The following is an 18,050-nucleotide window of genomic DNA, read 5'->3' as shown; positions in this document are numbered from 1 at the left end:
GATGAAAATAATTTATTATTGTTATGGTAGTGCTCATTCTTCTGTTTTAGCAGCTGCGATTCATGTAGGAAAATTACCTAATAATAGAATAGCAAATAAGAAAGAGATTACTCAACTACCTTATTATGATAAGACTAAATCTTACCAAATCGGAACTCCTTTTTATTATGGTCAGGATGAATTTAATAATGAAGTATACATTATAGGAATGGGAAGTAAACGTGATTTAACTAAGGAGATCTTACTTAATTTTCTTAAGATGCATGGAATAGATAGTAATAAGTTGATATTAGTCTCAGCTTTACCATATGTTAATTTATTAACTAAAATAGGAGGTAATTTATCACGTCGTTTTGGGTTAGTGAAAGTAGGGAGGCCATTAACTATTTATAGTTTACAAAAAGTTTATTTTAAATTTGTTGATTTAGTAGCTGAAGTTAAAATGAAGATAAGACAATTTAAAGCTAATAATTCAAATAAAGGAAATAAAATTCATCTTGACTAATTTAGTTCAATATAAGATAATAGTATAATGGGAAGTAATTATAGAGGTGATTGGATATGAAGCAGGAGCAAAATAAACAAATGGAGATAGAATCTTATGTAGAAATTGAAAAAGTAGCAAAAGATAGTATTGCAGATGAACTAGGTTTAAATCCAGGAGATAGAATAATTAAAATAAATGGACAAACTATAAAAGATTTTATAGAGTATAAATTTTTAATAACAGATACATATTTAGAGCTCGAAGTAATTACGTTAGAAGGAGAATATTGGGTATTAGAGATTGAAAAAGGTTATGATGAGACTTTAGGTATTGATTTTTCCGATATTATTTTCGATGAATTAAAGACTTGTCATAATAATTGTGTCTTTTGTTTTGTTGATCAAGCTCCTTCTAATAGTCGTGATACATTAAATAAAAAGGATGATGATTATCGGTTTTCTTTTTTATCAGGTAGTTATATTACCTTAACTAATTTATCTAAAGAAGAATTTAATAGGATTAAACGATTACGTTTAAGTCCTTTAAATATTTCTGTGCATAGTACTAATCCAAGGGTAAGAAAAAAGATGTTAGGGAATAAACAAGCTGGTAAGATATTAGAGCAAATAAAAGAGTTAATTGCAGCTGGAATAAAGCTTAATACTCAGATAGTATTATGTCCAGAAATTAATGATGGTCAATACTTAGAAGAGACTATTAAGAAATTAGGAGAATTTGTTCCTCAAATTAATTCATTAGCTATTGTTCCTGTTGGCTTAACTAAATTTAGAGATGATTTATATAACTTAAGATCCTTTACAACTGAAGAAGCACAACGAGTAATTAAAACAGTCGAGGATTGGCAAGCTAAATTTAAAGAAAAGCATGGGTTCAATTTTGTTTATCTAGCTGATGAATTTTATTTTTTAGCTAACAAGCCTATTCCATCTGCTAAAAACTATGATCAGTTTCCTCAATTAGAGAATGGTATAGGAATGGTTAGAATATTATGGGATCAATTTACAGAGTTAAAGAATCAAATTCCTGTTAGTTTAGAGCAAACTAGAAAGGTTACAGTAGTTACAGGAGTATTAGGGGCCAAGGCTTTAGCCCCCTTAGTAGAGAGCTTGAATAACATTGATAACTTAGAGGTTGATTTACTAGAAGTAGAAAATGATTATTTTGGTTCTGAAGTGACTGTAACAGGCTTATTAACAGGGCGTGATATTTTATCGACTTTAGCTAAATCTAAGTTAGGTGAGGTAGTATTAATTCCAGAAGTATTATTAAATGATGATCAATTGTTTTTGGATGATTTAGCATGGTCAGAATTTAAAAAAGAGATATCTAGTCAATTATTAAGAGTTGATAATAAAGCATTAGATTTAGTAGAAAAAGTTTTAGGAATAGAACTAGGAGGTGAGGGTGATGAATAAACCCGTTGTAGCTATTGTTGGAAGACCGAATGTAGGAAAATCCACTTTGTTTAATCGAATTGTAGGTAGCAGAATTTCTATTGTTGAAGATGAACCAAGTATTACTCGAGATAGGATTTATGCTGATGCTGAGTGGTTAGGAAGACCATTTTTAATGGTTGATACTGGTGGAATTGAGTTTAATGAAGAAGTAAAAATGAAAGAGAAGATGCGATATCAAGCAGAAATTGCTATTGAAGAAGCTGATGTAATTTTATTTACAGTTGATATTAGAGATGGTTTAACAAATCGTGATAAGGAAATAGCTGAGCTGTTAAGAAAAGCAGATAAACCAGTTATTATAGCAGCTAATAAAGCTGAAAATATTAAAGAAGCAAAATTGGCTAAGTATGATTTTTATGAGTTAGGTTTTTCTGAAATTTGTTTAGTTTCTGCTCAGCATGGCCAAGGAACAGGTGACTTATTAGATGAAGTCATTAGTCATTTTTCAGAATTAGAAACAACTGATTATGATGAAGATGTAATTAAATTTTCAGTAGTAGGTCGCCCGAATGTAGGGAAATCATCTTTGGTTAATCAGATGTTAGGTGAAGAGAGGGTTATCGTAAGTGATATAGCAGGAACTACACGAGATGCTATTGATACTCCATTTAGAAGTGCAGACCAGGAATATGTAATTATTGATACTGCAGGAATGAGAAGAAAAGGTAAAGTTGATTATGGGGTTGAGAAATTTAGTGTAATTAGAGCTTTACGTGCTGTAGATAGATCTGATGTTGCTTTAATAGTAATTGATGCTCAAGAAGGAGTTACTAATCAGGATAAAAGAATTGCTGGGTATGCACATGAAGAAGGAAAAGCAGTCGTTCTAGTAGTTAACAAGTGGGATTTAATTGAGAAAGATAATCAGACAATGGATCGGTATATTGAAGAAATAAGGTATCAAGTTAAGTTCTTAAATTATGCTCCAATTACTTTCGTATCTGCTTTGACAGGTCAGAGAGTATTAAGAATCTTAGATTTAGTTGATTATGTTGTTAAAGAGAATGAAAAGAGAGTCAAACGTAATATGTTAAATGATGTAATTAATGAAGCAGTTGAAATTGTACAACCTCCATCTAATAAGCAAGGGAAACGAATGAAGATTTATTCAGCTAAGCAAGTAGGAATTAAGCCACCATCTTTTGTATTATTTGTTAATGATCCAGAATTGCTTAATTTTGCTTATGAACGTTATTTAAAGAATCAATTACGAAAAGCCTTTGGCTTTGAAGGAACCCCAATTAGAATTAAAGTTAGAAGAAAATAATTATTAGGAGGTAACAAAATGTTTAAGGTAGTTTTAGTGATGTTAGTTAGCTATTTATTAGGTTCAATTCCTTTTGGATTATTAATATCTAAAATGGTTAAGGGCCAAGATATTAGAAAGTATGGCAGTGGGAATATAGGTGCTACTAATGCTTTTAGATTAATGGGCTTAAAAATGGGTGCTTTAGTGGCTTTATTAGATATTAGTAAAGGGGTATTAGCAGTTAAGTTAGCTGATATTGTCTTAGGAGATCAAATTATATTATTATTATTAGCAGGATTATTTTCTGTTGCAGGGCATAATTTATCAATCTTTTTAGGGTTTAGTGGTGGTCGGGGTGTAGCTACCTCTGTTGGTGTATTAGGTACATTGGCTCCAGTAGTAGTGGTGATTGTCTTTCTTGTCTGGCTATCAATTGTTCTCTTAACTAAGTATGTTTCGTTAGGCTCTATTATTGGATCGGCTTTGATCCCAGTTTTAATGTTGTGGTTTAATAAAGATACAGCCTTGGTTATTTTTAGTTTCTTAATTGCTGCTTTTGTAATTTATAGTCATCGTCCTAATATTAAACGATTATTAGCAGGCGAAGAGAATAAAGTTGGGATGGAGCAAAACAGCAATGAATAACAAAATGTAATTTTTGTGGGAGGTAGATAATATGAAGAATAAAATAGCAGTCATTGGTGGTGGTAGCTGGGGGACGGCATTAGCTTTACAGTTACACCGTAATGGATACCAAGTTTTGATTCAAGATGTATCCCAAGAGAAGGTAACTGAGATTAATCAGGAGCAGAGGAATTCTTTTTTGCCTAATATTAAATTACCTTCTGATTTAAAGGCTACTACTGATCTTAAAGAAGCAGTAAAAAATGCTAAATTAGTAGTTGTTGTCGTTCCTTCACATGTAATGAGAACAGTAGCAAAAGGTTTAAAAGGTTTATTAAATGAAGATACTATTATAGTTAGTGCGACTAAAGGCCTTGAAGAGGGTACTAATTTAAGGATGACTCAAGTTTTAAAAGCTGAGTTATTTGATTTTGAAGATAGGATTCTAGCATTAAGCGGGCCAACTCACGCTGAAGAAGTAGTATTAGACCATCCTAGTACAGTAGTGGTAGCTCATAGAAATAAAAATTTGGCCCAAAGAGTACAAGATGTATTTATGTCAGATAAATTTAGAGTCTATACTAATCCGGATATAGTAGGTGTTGAATTAGGAGCAACTGTTAAAAATAGTATTGCTATTGCAGCTGGAATAGCTGATGGTTTAGGATATGGAGATAATGCTATTTCTGCTTTAGTAACTAGAGGTATTACAGAAATTAAGCGTTTAGGAGTAGAGATGGGAGCTAAAGCAATGACTTTTGCAGGACTAACTGGCCTTGGCGATTTGGTAGTTACTTGTACTAGTCAACATAGTAGGAATCGAAGGTTAGGACATAAGATTGGCTCAGGCTATACTTTAGAAGAGGCTTTAGATGAAATGCAAATGATAGCTGAGGGAGTAAAGACGACTAAAGCTGTTTATTCCTTGGCCCAAGAGCTTGGTGTAGAAATGCCAATTGTTAATCAAGTTTATCAAATTTTATTTGCGGGTAAAGAGCCAAAAGAAGCAGTTAATGATTTAATGTTAAGAGGAAAGAAACATGAGATTGAAGCAGTAGCTAAAATGAAAGCTTGGTAAATTAAAGTATCTCCCTTGTTATTTTCTTACTTAAGGAATATTTTAAAACACACATCATATATATATAGTGATATTCGAGAAGTTAGGATAGACTCTAACAAGGAAAGGGAGCAAGGGAGGGAAAATAATGGAATCATTTAATATCTATCAAGATATTGCTACTAGAACAAATGGTGATATCTATATAGGGGTAGTTGGCCCGGTTAGAACAGGGAAATCTACCTTTATTAAAAGGTTTATGGACTTATTGGTGTTACCTAATATTGAAGATGAGAATAGTAAAGAAAGAGCACAGGATGAATTACCGCAAAGTGGTGAAGGTAGGAGGATTATGACTACTGAACCTAAGTTTGTACCTAATCAAGCAACTCAGATTAGCCTAGAAAATAATGTTGATTTTAATGTTAGGTTAGTTGATTGTGTAGGGTATAAAGTGGATGGTGCTTTAGGTTATGAAGAAGATTCTGGGCCAAGAATGGTAACGACTCCTTGGTTTGAGCAACCAGTTTCTTTTGAGCAAGCAGCAGAAATAGGAACAGCTAAAGTTATTGAAGATCATTCAACAATAGGATTAGTAGTTACTACGGATGGTTCAATTACTGAGTTACCACGAGAAAACTATATAGAAGCTGAAGAACGAGTAATAAATGAGTTAAATCAATTAGGTAAACCATTTATTATAACTCTTAATTCAGCTCAACCAGAAAGTAAAGAAACTAAAAAGCTTGCTAATAAGTTAGAAGAAAAGTATAATAAAAGGGTTATTCCAGTAGATTGTGCTAATTTAGACGGAGAAGATATTAATTATTTATTACAAGAAGTATTATATGAATTTCCACTACGAGAAATTAATATTGATTTACCTCTATGGATTGATGAGTTAGAAGATGCTCATTGGCTTAGTCAAGAGTTAGATGAAGTTATTCATCAAGGGGTAAAAGATATCTTTAGTCTTAGAGATATTGAAAATTTATCCTCCAATTTAGATGCAAGTGATCATTCTAAGCGGGTTAATGTTGGTAATCTAGATTTGGGAAGTGGAATAGCTGAGTTAGAATTTACTCTACAAAAAGACTTATTTTATCGAGTATTAGAAGAGACAACAGGATTGGAAATTGAAGATGAACGAGAGTTATTTAGTTTAATTAAAGATTTAAGCGTAGCTAAAGAAGAATATGATAAGGTAGCTGATGCTTTAGAAGAAGTTAAAGAAAGAGGTTATGGAATTGTGACTCCAAATTTAGATGATATGGTTTTTGCTGAGCCAGAGAAAATAAATCGGGGAGGTCATTTTGGAGTTAAATTAAGAGCTTCAGCACCTTCTATTCATCTAGTTAGGGCGGATATTGAAACTGAAGTTTCTCCAGTAGTAGGAACGGAAAAGCAGTGTGAGGAATTAATTGAATTCTTTGAAACAGAATTTGATGAGAATCCAGAAGCGGTTTGGGATTCAGACTTTTTAGGTCGTTCGCTACATGAATTAGTTAAAGATGGTATTAATAATAAATTATATCGAATGCCAGTCAATGCACAAGAGAAATTACGAGATACTCTAGAGAAAATTGTAAATGAAGGAAGTGGTGGTTTGATTTGTATTATATTGTGATTACCTCTCCGGTCTATTAGACCGGATTTATTTTTTTTTGAAAAAAGAAGGAGAATTAAAAGATATCAAGAAATCTATTTGTGGCATAATAATTACTATAAAGGTAATATTATTAAGTAGGAGCTATGATACAGCTTATAAATTCCTAGTTAAAACTAGGTAAAGTTGATCGTTGCTCTCAAGGCAAAGGGAGTGTAGAGAACTGAAAAGTTCTTAGCACATTGCCTTCGTGTTCTGCGGACACTTCGTAACAAAAGGCGTTTCCTATGTTATTTGGTTAAAGAGTTTTTATTAAACTCAACAAGGTTATCACACTTTGGAATATATCCATCAGTTCCAAATCGCAGGCAGAGCTCTGCTCTGTAAGCTACTCTGTGGCACTAAGGAAGAAACCTCGTCTAAGTCTAGTTCTTCTGGATATGAAAGGCTAACACCGAAAGTGCATAAGCCCCATTTGACATTGCCTAAAAGGGAATTACCCCGCAAGGGAGATTGGTTCGAGAGAACCACAAATCCTAGTGGGAAATCATACCCACTAGGTAACTATAATGATATTTAGTTAGTTTTAGATAAGTTAAAACAAGGAGGTTGATTGTAATGGCAAAAAATATCACAAAAAATGATTTAGTAGATCAGATTGCAGAAAAAACAGGAATTACTAAAAAGGATACTAAAGAAACAGTTAACACAATGTTAGAAGTAGTTACTGAAAATCTAAGAAACGAAGCTAAGAAAGATGCTGAGGAAAGATCTAAAATTCAATTTATTGGATTTGGTAGCTTTGAAGTACGGGATCGTAGTGCTAGAACAGGTCGTAATCCTCAAACAGGTGAGGAAATGGAGATTCCAGCTCGAACAGTACCTGCTTTTAAAGCTGGTAAATCATTAAAAGAGACTGTTAATGTAAAGTAGTATTATGCTATACAGGAGGTTTAAACCTCCTGTATTATTATTTAGTTTATTGTAAAATTTGAAAAAAATAAAAATTTTGATTATAATATAAAATAATAATTGAATTAAATGAGAGGTGAGAGTAGGATGAGTAGTCAAAAAATATTTTTAAATGGAGAATTAGTTGAGAAGTCAGAAGCTAAAGTTTCAGTTTTTGATCATGGGTTATTGTATGGTGATGGTATATTTGAGGGAATTCGGGCGTATAATGGACGAGTCTTTCGTTTTGAAGAGCATTTAGACAGATTATATGAATCAGCCAAAGCAATTTTATTAGATATTCCACTTACCAAAGATGAAATGAGAGAAGCTGTTTTAAAGACAATTAGAGCTAATGGATTAGAGGATGCATACATTAGATTGGTTATTTCCCGTGGAGTAGGAGATTTAGGTTTGGATCCACAAAAATGTGAAGCAGCAACAGTAATTATTATTGCTAGTGATATTACACTTTATCCTGATGAGTTTTATGAAAATGGGTTAGAGGTTGCTACTGTACCAACAAGAAGAAATATCCCAGAAGCTTTGAACCCAAGGATTAAATCTTTAAATTATTTAAATAATATTTTAGCTAAAATTGAAGCTAATCGAGCTGGGGTTTTAGAAGCAATTATGTTAAATAATGAAGGTTACGTAGCAGAATGTACAGGAGATAATATCTTTATTATTAAAAATGGTAAGTTAATAACTCCTCCTACATACATTGGAGCTTTAAAAGGTATTAAACGAGGGGTTGTGTTAGAAGTTGCTCCTGAATTTGATTTAGAAGTAGCAGAAGAGGTTTTTACAAGACATGACCTTTATACTGCTGATGAATGTTTTCTAACGGGGACGGCAGCTGAAGTAATACCGGTAGTAGAGATAGATGGTAGACAGATTGCTGATGGTAATCCTGGTCAATACACTAAAAGCTTAATTTCTAAATTTAGAGAATTAGCTAATACTACTGGAACTTTAATTTATGAAGAATAATTAGAAAATTCCCCTTTTCTTTAGAGAAGGGGAATTTTTATTTAAAAATTTATAAAAGGAGTTGCAAATCCTATGGAGTAGTGTTATAATTTAAATCAATGTCCATTATATAAAAACGAGTGTCCATATATAAAACACAAATAAAGGTTAAGGTGATTACATATGGAAGAAAAATTTTATATTGTAGCTGAAAAAGTTTTATCAGATGCTATGAAGAAGACGGTTCAAGTTAAAGAGTTATTAGCTACAGGAGAAGAAAATCAAATTAAAGAAGCTGTTAAACGAGTAGGTTTAAGCAGAAGTGCTTATTATAGATATAGAGATTCTATTTTTACTGTTCAAGATGAGAATAGTCAAGAATTAGTTACTTTATCTTTATTAATAATTGATAAAGCAGGACTTTTATCTCAGGTATTAACTAAAATAGCAGAATATAAAGGAAATATTCTAACTATTAATCAAGACCTTCCTTTAGCTGAGGTTGCACATGTCACCTTAACAATAGAAATAAATCAATTATCAATTACTATAAGGAAATTATTAGATAAGCTAAAAGAAATTGAAGGAATTAGAAAGGCAAGAGTAATTACTCAAACCTTTAAAGGTTAGTATATAAATTTAAGGAGGAGAATAGTATGGAGGAGATTAAAGTTGGATTATTAGGTTGTGGAACTGTTGGTTCAGGGGTTTATAAGATTTTGCAAGAAAATAAGAATAGTATTGCTAATAAGTCTGGGGCCAAATTAACAGTTAATAAAGTATTAGTTAAAGATACAAGTCAGAAGTTAGCAGTTGATGTAGAGAAAGATTTATTGACTGATGATTTTGAAGAGATAATTAATGATTCTGAAATAGATATTATAGTAGAATTAATTGGCGGAGTACATCCAGCTAAAGAATTTGTTTTACGAGCTTTAAATAGCGGACGTAGTGTAGTTACAGCAAATAAAGAGTTAATTGCTAAATATGGTAGTGAAATTTTAAGTACAGCTGATGAAAATGGGGTTGATATTTATTTTGAAGCTAGTGTTGGAGGTGGAATTCCAATCATTAGTCCTTTAAAAGAAGATTTAGCTGGAAATAGTGTTAATAAAATTATGGGAATTGTTAATGGAACTACTAATTATATTTTAACTAAGATGGGCCAAGAAGGTGCAGAATTTGATGAAGTACTAGAGAAAGCTCAAGAGTTAGGTTATGCCGAAGCAGACCCAACTTCAGATATTGCAGGACATGATGCAGCATATAAATTAGCTATTTTAAGTTCAATAGGATTCGAGTCCCGAGTTAATATTGATGAAGTTTATATAGAGGGGATTACTGAGATTGCTAAAGAGGATATTTCTTATGCTAAAGAATTAGGTTATAAGATTAAATTATTAGCTATTGGTAAAGAAGATGAAGGAATTGAAGTGAGAGTACATCCTACTTTAATTCCTAAAGAACATCCATTAGCTTCTGTTAATGATGTATTTAATGCTGTTTTTGTAGAAGGGGATGCAATTGGCGAAGTAATGTTTTATGGGCCAGGAGCAGGTCAAATGCCAACTGGTAGTGCAGTAGTAGGGGATATTATCACTGCTGCCAGAAATATTGATTTTGGTGCTCAAGGTAGAATTCCATGCACTTGTTTTGAAGATAAAGAGTTCAAGCCTCAAGCCCAGACAGAAACAAGTTTTTATTTACGATTAAATGTCTGTGATAGACCTGGGGTGTTAGGTAAAATAACTGGCTTGTTAGGAGAGTATGGTGTTAGCCTTGAATCGGTGATTCAAAAAGGGAGAAGTGCTAATCAAGCTGTACCTTTAGTATTAGTTACTCATAAAGTTAAAGAAGGAAATTTAGTATCTGCTTTAGATGAAATAAAAGCATTAGATGGAGTAAAAGAGATAGCTAATTTAATAAGAGTAGAAGAATAATATAGATAATAAGGGAGGATAAAGTAAGATGGGACTAGTGGTACAAAAATATGGTGGTAGTTCTGTTGCTGATGTAAAAAGAATAAAAAGAGTTGCTGAAAGAATTGTAAAAAGAAAGAGAGCAGGAAATCAAGTAGTATCTGTAGTATCTGCTATGGGAGATCAAACGGATGAATTAATTGGGTTATCTCAGCAGATTACTGATACTCCTCCTAAGCGTGAGTATGATATGTTAGTTGCTACTGGAGAACAAGTTTCAGTGGCTTTATTAGCAATGGCTATTAATGAATTAGGTGAAGAAGTTGTTTCTTTAACTGGTTCTCAAGTAGGAATTATCACTGATAATTTACACAGTAAGGCTCAGATTTTGGAAATTGAATCGGAAAGATTAGAAAAAGAACTAAGTCAGGATAAGATTGTTATTGTGGCAGGATTTCAGGGGGTAACGGTTAATAATGATATTACTACTTTAGGTCGTGGTGGATCAGATACTACTGCTGTGGCTGTAGCTACTGCCCTAAAGGCTGATGTGTGTGAAATCTATACTGATGTAGATGGTGTTTATACGACAGACCCTAGAGTTGTAAAAGAAGCACGTAAATTACCAGAGGTTTCTTATGAAGAGATGTTAGAATTAGCTAGTTTAGGAGCTGACGTTTTACATCCTAGATCTGTAGAAATTGCTAAGCAATATGATGTTAAATTAGCAGTTAAGTCAAGTTTTTATTGTAGTCCAGGAACATATATCAAGGAGGTAGCAAAATTGGAAAAGACTAATGTAGTAAGTGGTGTCACTTGTAATCAAGATGAGGTCAAAATTTCAATAGTAGGAGTGCCAGATGAGCCTGGAATAGCTTCTAAAGTATTTAAAAAATTAGCTGAGCAAGGAATTAATGTTGATATGATTATTCAAAATCTTCATTATGATGATCTAAATGATATTACTTTTACTATTGAAGATGATGATTTAAATCAAGCAAAGACTATTTTAGAAAAGTTAAAGCAAGAATTATCCTATAAAGAATTAATTACTGATAGTGATGTAGCTAAAGTATCTATTGTAGGAGCCGGGATGGTAACTAATTCAGGGGTAGCAGCTAAAATGTTTGATGCTTTAGGAAGTGAAGAGATTAATATTGAGATGATTAGTACTTCAGAGATTAAGATTTCTTGCTTATTAGATAAGAGTGAAGCAGATGAAGCAGTACAAGTTATTCATGATAGTTTTAATTTATCTAATCTAAGTGGTCAAGATGCTTAAACTTAAAGTGCCAGCTACTACAGCTAATCTAGGGCCAGGTTTTGATACATTAGGGATGGCCCTTGAATTATATAATACATTAGAAGTAACAAAGATAGAAGAGGGGTTAGAAATAATAATAGAAGGCTATGGGGCAGATGAGTTACCAATTGATGAGAAGAATTTAGTCTATCAGGCAATGAATAAGGTTTTTAAAAAGACTTGTTATTATCCATCTGGATTAAGACTAAGGCTAAGCAATCAAGTGCCCTTGGCCCGTGGTTTAGGAAGTAGTGCTACAGCAATAGTAGCTGGTATGGTAGCTGCTAATAAATTAACCGGAGAGAAATTATCGACCGAAGAGTTACTTAATTTAGCAACAAGATTAGAAGGCCATCCTGATAATGTAGCTCCTGCTTTATTAGGTGGAATTGTTGTTTCTACATTACAAGATAAGGGAAGAGTAATGTACGAAAAGATAGCTGTTCCAGAATTAAAAGTAGTTGTTTGTATTCCAGATTATCAGGTGTCAACTACTGAAGCTAGAGAAGTTTTACCTAAAAAAGTAGATTTTGCAGATGCTATTTTTAATGTGAGTCATACTGCATTATTAATTACAGGCTTATTGAATCAGGATTATGATTTAGTTGGTAGAGCTTTAGAAGATAGATTACATCAACCTTATCGTCAAAAATTACTACCTGGATTTAATAAGTTAGTTAATAAAGTAGATAAAAATGCCTTAGGAGTAGTTTTAAGTGGTTCAGGGCCAACTGTAATAGCTTTGACATTAGATAAAGAAGAGCAGATTGGTGAAGAAATGGTTTCTATATTTACTGAAGAAGGGATAGAAGCTAATTATTTAGTAACTTCTCCTACTAATCAAGGAATAATTACTTATTAATTTAAGTTCCTTTATTCATTAGAATAGAGGAACTTTTTTATTATTGATATTAAGAGCAATTGACAATGGACAATGAACAATTTACAATTAAAAATCAAAACCGTGTAATCTCTTGATTTAGAAAGGTTTTAAGGGTTTCTAATTGTCAATTGTTAATTGTAAATTAAAAGTGAAGCTTTATATCAATAATGTGTTAAGGCATACAGTAAGCTTAAGTATAATAGTATATTATAAATAAAAAAAGGAGTTTATAACAAGTTGTTGAAATTTATAATTACATAAAAATAATTAAATTAGGAAAGGTGGGAAATTAAATGAAGAAATTTTATACTTTACTAATTGCTGTTCTATTAGTAACAGTAATGATTAATCCAGTTTCTGCTGCTAAACCTGGTTCTTATAATAAGTTTGGAACTAAAGCTTATGGTATGGGAGGGGCTTTTACAGCGGTAGCTGATGATGCAAGTGCAATTTACTGGAATCCAGCCGGTTTAACACAAAGTAGTTTATTAGGAGTTCAAGCAAGTGCTGGTGGTCAGTTAAAGCCAAGTACAATTAAAGATATTACTGATTTTATTAAGCAGGCTAAAGGCTTAAGTGATGAAGAAGTTACCATTAGTGAGGTAAAAGGGTTAAATTTTCCTGAAAATGCAAATATTAATTTAAATGGGATGGTGGCAGCTAATCTAACTAATTTTGGTGTAGGAGCTATCGTTAATGATAGGATTAGTATTACTAGCAGAAAAGAGACAGTTACATTTGAAGGAATAGAAAGAGAAGTAACTAAAGCTAGAGCAACAAATACTATAATTGGACAAGGGATTGTTGCTTATGGGATGGAGTTAATTGATCCCCCAATAGTTGGTTCTTTATCTATTGGAGGTAGTGCTAAAGCTTTATATGCTAAAGAAAATGGTGTTAATATAGACCCAGACCCAGACCCTAAAGCAAGTAAGATAATAACTAAAATAGATCCTAAAGCAAAAAAAGGTCTGGGAGCTGATGTAGGAGCACTAATAACTTTATCTGATATGGGGATAGTTAATCTAAAGGCAGGAGTTAGCATTAAGAATTTAGTTAATACTTTAGAGATGACTCATTCTGCTTTAGAAAGAACAACTACGGTAGGTCTAGGAGCTACTTTTAATTTTCCAATGATTAATATCTTATCTGCTCGAGTAGCTGCTGATTTAGAAATACCTAAAAATGGGCCAAAAATTCAGCGAATAGGTGCTGAAGGAACTTTAGGTTTATTCTCTCTACGATTAGGAGCTTATGGAACGAATTTAGCTAAGTCTGCTCAGAGAACGATTACTGGTGGATTTGGAGTAAACTTACCTTTTATTGACTTTAATATAGCTGCTGATTCAGAAGGATATGCTAATCTTTCTGGTACTTTTAACTTTTAAGTTATTGACTGGGCGAATGATTATTCGTCCAGTCTTTATGTGTGCTCTGTAGTCTATGATGATAGTAGGTGTAAGTCCTGCCTATTCTGGAAGAATGGATAATATGGTTGAGATATTGTGGCACTCACAGACGAAATGGGTGAGCAAACGGAGAAAACAAACGTCAACCTAAGTTAATAAAGAACAGGATATGAAGCCAACAGTAACAGGGTGTTCATTGTGAGATGTAATCTGAAGAGTTTGAGGCGAAAAATCAGTCCGGAACAATATGTGAACCGAAGGTGGCATTCATTAGTGACGATCTACCAAAAGGATGGAGAAGTCCAAAGCTGACTTACAGACCATTGGAGTATGTTAGATTAATGAGTGTGATTATGGTCGGAATGATTGGAATATAGCATAGGTGACCAGAGGATGCTCTAATATGGTCTTTATAGAAATCTATAAAGATAAGTGATGATATAACCTGAATAGGGAAAGTCAAAGCGATGAAATATTAGAGTTCAGAAGCTATCATAGTAGTGAAAAAAAAAAAAAAAAAAATCAATGAAAGTTGATTACAGTGAAGGATAGCCAGGTTATTGAAGTTTAAAATTGAGTGTTGATGGTATTTAAATCAAAATGGTTTAAACATTGTTAAAGACAATAAGTCTTAAAAGAAATAGCGGACAGAAAATCATAACTGGAAGCGTGATGAATTTAAGAAAAACCATGACCTAAGTAGTAGTAAACTAAGAGGTGCGATTGGCGAGAGCTTAGAAGACGTGCTTAGGAATGCTACGAATATAGGGGTTTAGATATTAAGACAGGATAGGAAGAACTGGTAAGTCGTGAGGTAGGATAGGTAGAAAAAAAAAAAATTAGTTCGCTATATAGTATAAAAGATTTAGTGACTAAGAAAAGACATTTACATTGTGCAGCTCAGAAAGTTTTGAATAATGGTGGTTGTGGAGGGATTGACGGTGTAGAAGTTGAAGAATTTAGAGAAAATTACACTAAGAATATGAGTGCTTTATATCGCCAGTTAACAGAAGATAGATATGAGCCACAACCAGTTCTAAGAACGTATATCTCAAAAGGAAATGGAGAACAAAGACCACTAGGTATTCCAGTAATTAAAGACCGAATTGCCCAACAAGCAGTGAAACAGATTCTAGAGATACACTTTGAAGAAATATTCTGCGACTGTTCTTATGGTTTTAGACCTAATAGGTCAACCGAAGATGCAATTAAGAAAGTAGAAGAATATAAAGAACAAGGTTATAATTGGGTATTAGACACAGATGTCAAATCTTACTTTGATACAATAGACCATGAAATTTTAATGGAGCTGATAGCAGAGGAAGTAAGTGATGGTTGGATATTAGATATTATTAGGTCGTGGCTTACTATAGGTGTCATGACTGAGAAAGGAAAAGAAGAAACAACGGAGGGAACTCCACAAGGAGGCGTAATTTCTCCACTTTTAGCAAATATCTACCTACATCACTTTGATAAGAAAATGACGCGTCGAGGATATAAGATAGTTAGATTTGCCGATGACTTTATAATTATGGCTAAGAGTAAAGCTAAAGCAGAACGTGCTTTGGAAGTAACTCGCCAGATTATAGAAAATGAATTAAACTTAAGACTACATCCTCGGAAAACAGTAATTACGAATTTTAATGATGGATTTAAATTTCTAGAATTTAAATTTTATAATTGTGATTATAAAAAGCCAAAAGAGAGCTCTATTAAAAGTTTCAAGGATAAAGTAAGAAAGAAAACCAAAAGGAATAGGTCAATAGGAGTAGCTGTAATGATTGATGAGCTTAATTTAATTATTAGAGGTTGGGGTAATAGTTTTCTACTAGGAAATATTAAAGGACTATATAAAAAGTTAGATGGTTGGATAAGAATGAGAGTACGTTGTTTTATAGAAGGAAAGAAGGCGAAAGGGCAGAATTATCGCCTTCCTAATAAAATATTAAGAGATTTAGGACTAGAATCACTGCTTACCGATGTGCTTTAGACAAGAGTAAAATATACATTTGTGGCAACACAAAGACGATAACTTACTCTCTGTTAAGGAGCAACAATGACCGAAAGCTGTATACGGGAGAACCGTACGTGCAGTTTGACAAGAGGTCCCAGCCGTGAGGCTGGTCCTACTTTATTATTTAAGTTCAGAAAACTATATCAATTAAATTGATTAAGTAGCAGGATAAATAGATTCTTTATTTAAGATATATAACAGTTAACTTTAATTTAGCTATTTGATAATAGTTTATTAAATCTCATAATAAGATAGTGTAGGTTAAACTAAAAATTATCAATAGTAATGTAGTTGTTTAGGAGGATTCTTATGTATTTTAAAGTATTTAATTTGTTTTTTTATATGGGTATTGCGGCTTTAACTTATTTAAATGTTTATTTTAAAAATGTTGGCTTAACATCAAGTCAAATTGGCTTTATTAATTCAGTAGCTAAAGGAGTTTCTTTAGTTATTTTGCCACTATGGGGTATGATATCTGATTACTATAAAATAAGTAAACGGTTATTAATTATAGCAGTACTAGGAGCTATGCTTGCTAGTTTAACTTTTTTATTAACAGATAGCTTTTATATGATTATGCTAGTTATGAGTGTCTTTTTTATTTTTTGGAGCCCCATTATTCCCTTAGCTGATGCACAGTTGCTTGGTTATTTAGGAAAGAATGGAAACCAATATGGGAAGTATCGAGTTTGGGGGTCTTTAGGCTACACTTTATTAGTGCCTATAATAGGTTATCTTATAGAACAGACTACTGCAACTAATTTGTTTTATTATATGGGGGTTATCTTCTTTATATCATTATTTACAGTAAGAAAGCTTCCTACAAGTAATGTAACATTAGAAATTGCTAATGTTAAAGATTTTAAAAAGTTATTAAAGAGAGGAAAACTATTAAAGTTTATTTTGTTCATATTTTTTATTAATTTAACTTTAAGCACCAATAATATCTTCTTTCCGTTATATGTAATTGATCATGGAGGAGGAGAAACTTTAATAGGTCTAGCTTTAATGATTGCGGCAGCTAGTGAAATGTTTATTTTTCATTATTCAGATGGTATTATAGAAAGATTTGACTTAAAGTACATTTTTTTAATTTCGGCCCTTGCTTTTGCTTTGCGTTGGTTTTTATTAGCCAGTTTTCCTATATCGATGGTGTTTTTAGGATCGCAATTATTACATAGTATAACTTTTGGTTTATTACATGCTGTTTCTGTTGATTTCATAAATTTAATTTGTGGTGATAAATTTAAAGCTACAGGACAGAATTTGTATGCAACAACTAAAGGGATTAGTAGTATTGTTGGTAGTTCTATTGGAGGAATAATTTATGGAAGTTTAGGTGGGTCAATTCTTTATTTTTACTTAAGTTTAGTTGCATTAGTAACTGGGCTAATATACTTTACATTTTTAAACTCTCGAGATAAGGTTGTAGCTGTCGAAAATTAATTATAATAATAGCAAAGTAGATTATTAGTTAAACTAATAAATGAACATAAGGAGGGTATATATGCCTGAAGATAATAAAGAACATCGAATTATTGATGCTGCACTACAATTATTTTCTGAGCAAGGTTATCATAAGACTACTGTTAGTCAAATTGCTCAAGAGGCTGAAGTAGCTAAAGGAACAGTTTATTGGTATTTTGATAGTAAAAAAGATCTTTTTAGAGGGATTTTAATATCAGGAATTGAAAAATTACATTGCCGAGTTAAGAAAACAATAGCAAAAGAGAATACAGCAATAAATAAATTAGAGAGGCTAGTAGAGTTATTTTTAGAATTCTTTAAAAATGGTCAGCAAGTTTCTAAAATGTATGAAGAGAATACAACAAGTATTGATGCAGAATTTAAGGAAAAACTTATAGAATTAAGAGAAGATATGATAATAACAATCGCAACTATAATTGAGGAGGGAAAGAAGAGTGGAGAATTGAAATCTGAAATTAATAATCAAGAGTTAGCTAATCTTTTATTGGGGATGACTAAAGTATATAATCCTCATTTTTGTAATACTGAATTTATAAGTATTGATAAAGCTCAATTGATACTTGATGTATTTTTAAATGGAATAGGAAAGGAGTAAAAGCTTGTATAAAAT

General features: G+C 32.3%; 16 protein-coding genes. All 16 read left to right on the top strand.

Translation table 11 applies throughout. The annotated features are described in order from the left end of the window. Window position 1 precedes the first annotated feature (1 nt). Entirely contained in the window at window positions 2-505 is a 504-nt protein-coding gene (locus HALHA_RS07810; protein WP_015327249.1) for a DUF3189 family protein, read from the top strand. A 56-nt stretch (window positions 506-561) separates the two neighbouring features. Then, entirely contained in the window at window positions 562-1,923 is a 1,362-nt protein-coding gene (locus tag HALHA_RS07805; RefSeq protein ID WP_015327248.1) for a DUF512 domain-containing protein, read from the top strand. After that, entirely contained in the window at window positions 1,916-3,232 is a 1,317-nt protein-coding gene (gene der / locus HALHA_RS07800; protein ID WP_015327247.1) for a ribosome biogenesis GTPase Der, read from the top strand. The genes HALHA_RS07805 and der overlap by 8 nt, the downstream gene beginning before the upstream one ends. Before the next feature lie 18 nt (window positions 3,233-3,250). Further along, window positions 3,251-3,859 (top strand): glycerol-3-phosphate 1-O-acyltransferase PlsY, encoded by a 609-nt coding sequence (gene plsY / locus HALHA_RS07795; protein WP_015327246.1) that lies wholly within the window; start codon window positions 3,251-3,253, stop codon window positions 3,857-3,859. Between the two features lie 31 nt (window positions 3,860-3,890). Next, entirely contained in the window at window positions 3,891-4,916 is a 1,026-nt protein-coding gene (locus tag HALHA_RS07790) for an NAD(P)H-dependent glycerol-3-phosphate dehydrogenase (protein WP_015327245.1), read from the top strand. 127 nt (window positions 4,917-5,043) lie between these two features. Then, the gene (gene spoIVA, locus HALHA_RS07785) at window positions 5,044-6,522 is read left to right on the top strand and encodes a stage IV sporulation protein A (RefSeq protein WP_015327244.1); all 1,479 of its coding nucleotides are present in this window, start codon (window positions 5,044-5,046) and stop codon (window positions 6,520-6,522) included. A 597-nt stretch (window positions 6,523-7,119) separates the two neighbouring features. Beyond that, window positions 7,120-7,434, top strand: coding sequence for an HU family DNA-binding protein (locus HALHA_RS07780; RefSeq protein WP_015327243.1), 315 nt, complete (start codon window positions 7,120-7,122; stop codon window positions 7,432-7,434). Window positions 7,435-7,560: 126 nt separating this feature from the next. Beyond that, complete coding sequence (ilvE, locus tag HALHA_RS07775) at window positions 7,561-8,445, top strand: branched-chain-amino-acid transaminase (RefSeq protein ID WP_015327242.1); 885 nt, start codon at window positions 7,561-7,563, stop codon at window positions 8,443-8,445. Between the two features lie 162 nt (window positions 8,446-8,607). Continuing rightward, window positions 8,608-9,054 (top strand): ACT domain-containing protein, encoded by a 447-nt coding sequence (locus HALHA_RS07770; protein WP_015327241.1) that lies wholly within the window; start codon window positions 8,608-8,610, stop codon window positions 9,052-9,054. A 26-nt stretch (window positions 9,055-9,080) separates the two neighbouring features. Beyond that, window positions 9,081-10,364 (top strand): homoserine dehydrogenase, encoded by a 1,284-nt coding sequence (locus HALHA_RS07765; RefSeq protein ID WP_015327240.1) that lies wholly within the window; start codon window positions 9,081-9,083, stop codon window positions 10,362-10,364. Between the two features lie 28 nt (window positions 10,365-10,392). Continuing rightward, the gene (locus tag HALHA_RS07760) at window positions 10,393-11,625 is read left to right on the top strand and encodes an aspartate kinase (protein ID WP_015327239.1); all 1,233 of its coding nucleotides are present in this window, start codon (window positions 10,393-10,395) and stop codon (window positions 11,623-11,625) included. Further along, window positions 11,618-12,508: a homoserine kinase gene (thrB, locus tag HALHA_RS07755; protein WP_015327238.1), complete on the top strand. Its 891-nt coding sequence runs from the start codon at window positions 11,618-11,620 to the stop codon at window positions 12,506-12,508. Before HALHA_RS07760 ends, thrB begins: the two co-directional genes overlap by 8 nt. A gap of 314 nt (window positions 12,509-12,822) precedes the next feature. Then, window positions 12,823-13,917, top strand: coding sequence for a PorV/PorQ family protein (locus tag HALHA_RS07750; RefSeq protein WP_015327237.1), 1,095 nt, complete (start codon window positions 12,823-12,825; stop codon window positions 13,915-13,917). A gap of 859 nt (window positions 13,918-14,776) precedes the next feature. Beyond that, window positions 14,777-15,928, top strand: a complete 1,152-nt coding sequence (gene ltrA, locus HALHA_RS07745) for a group II intron reverse transcriptase/maturase (RefSeq protein ID WP_015326122.1) — start codon at window positions 14,777-14,779, stop codon at window positions 15,926-15,928. A gap of 333 nt (window positions 15,929-16,261) precedes the next feature. Further along, window positions 16,262-17,398 carry an MFS transporter gene (locus tag HALHA_RS07740; protein WP_015327236.1) on the top strand — a complete coding sequence of 379 codons (1,137 nt, stop codon included), beginning with the start codon at window positions 16,262-16,264 and terminating at the stop codon, window positions 17,396-17,398. A 61-nt stretch (window positions 17,399-17,459) separates the two neighbouring features. Further along, window positions 17,460-18,035 carry a TetR/AcrR family transcriptional regulator gene (locus tag HALHA_RS07735; protein ID WP_015327235.1) on the top strand — a complete coding sequence of 192 codons (576 nt, stop codon included), beginning with the start codon at window positions 17,460-17,462 and terminating at the stop codon, window positions 18,033-18,035. Window positions 18,036-18,050 lie beyond the last annotated feature (15 nt).

It is taken from the genome of Halobacteroides halobius DSM 5150, assembly GCF_000328625.1.
In the GTDB taxonomy this organism is placed as follows: domain Bacteria; phylum Bacillota; class Halanaerobiia; order Halobacteroidales; family Halobacteroidaceae; genus Halobacteroides; species Halobacteroides halobius.
Note: the sequence above shows the minus strand (reverse complement) of the source record. Positions and strands in the feature narration are given on the sequence as shown.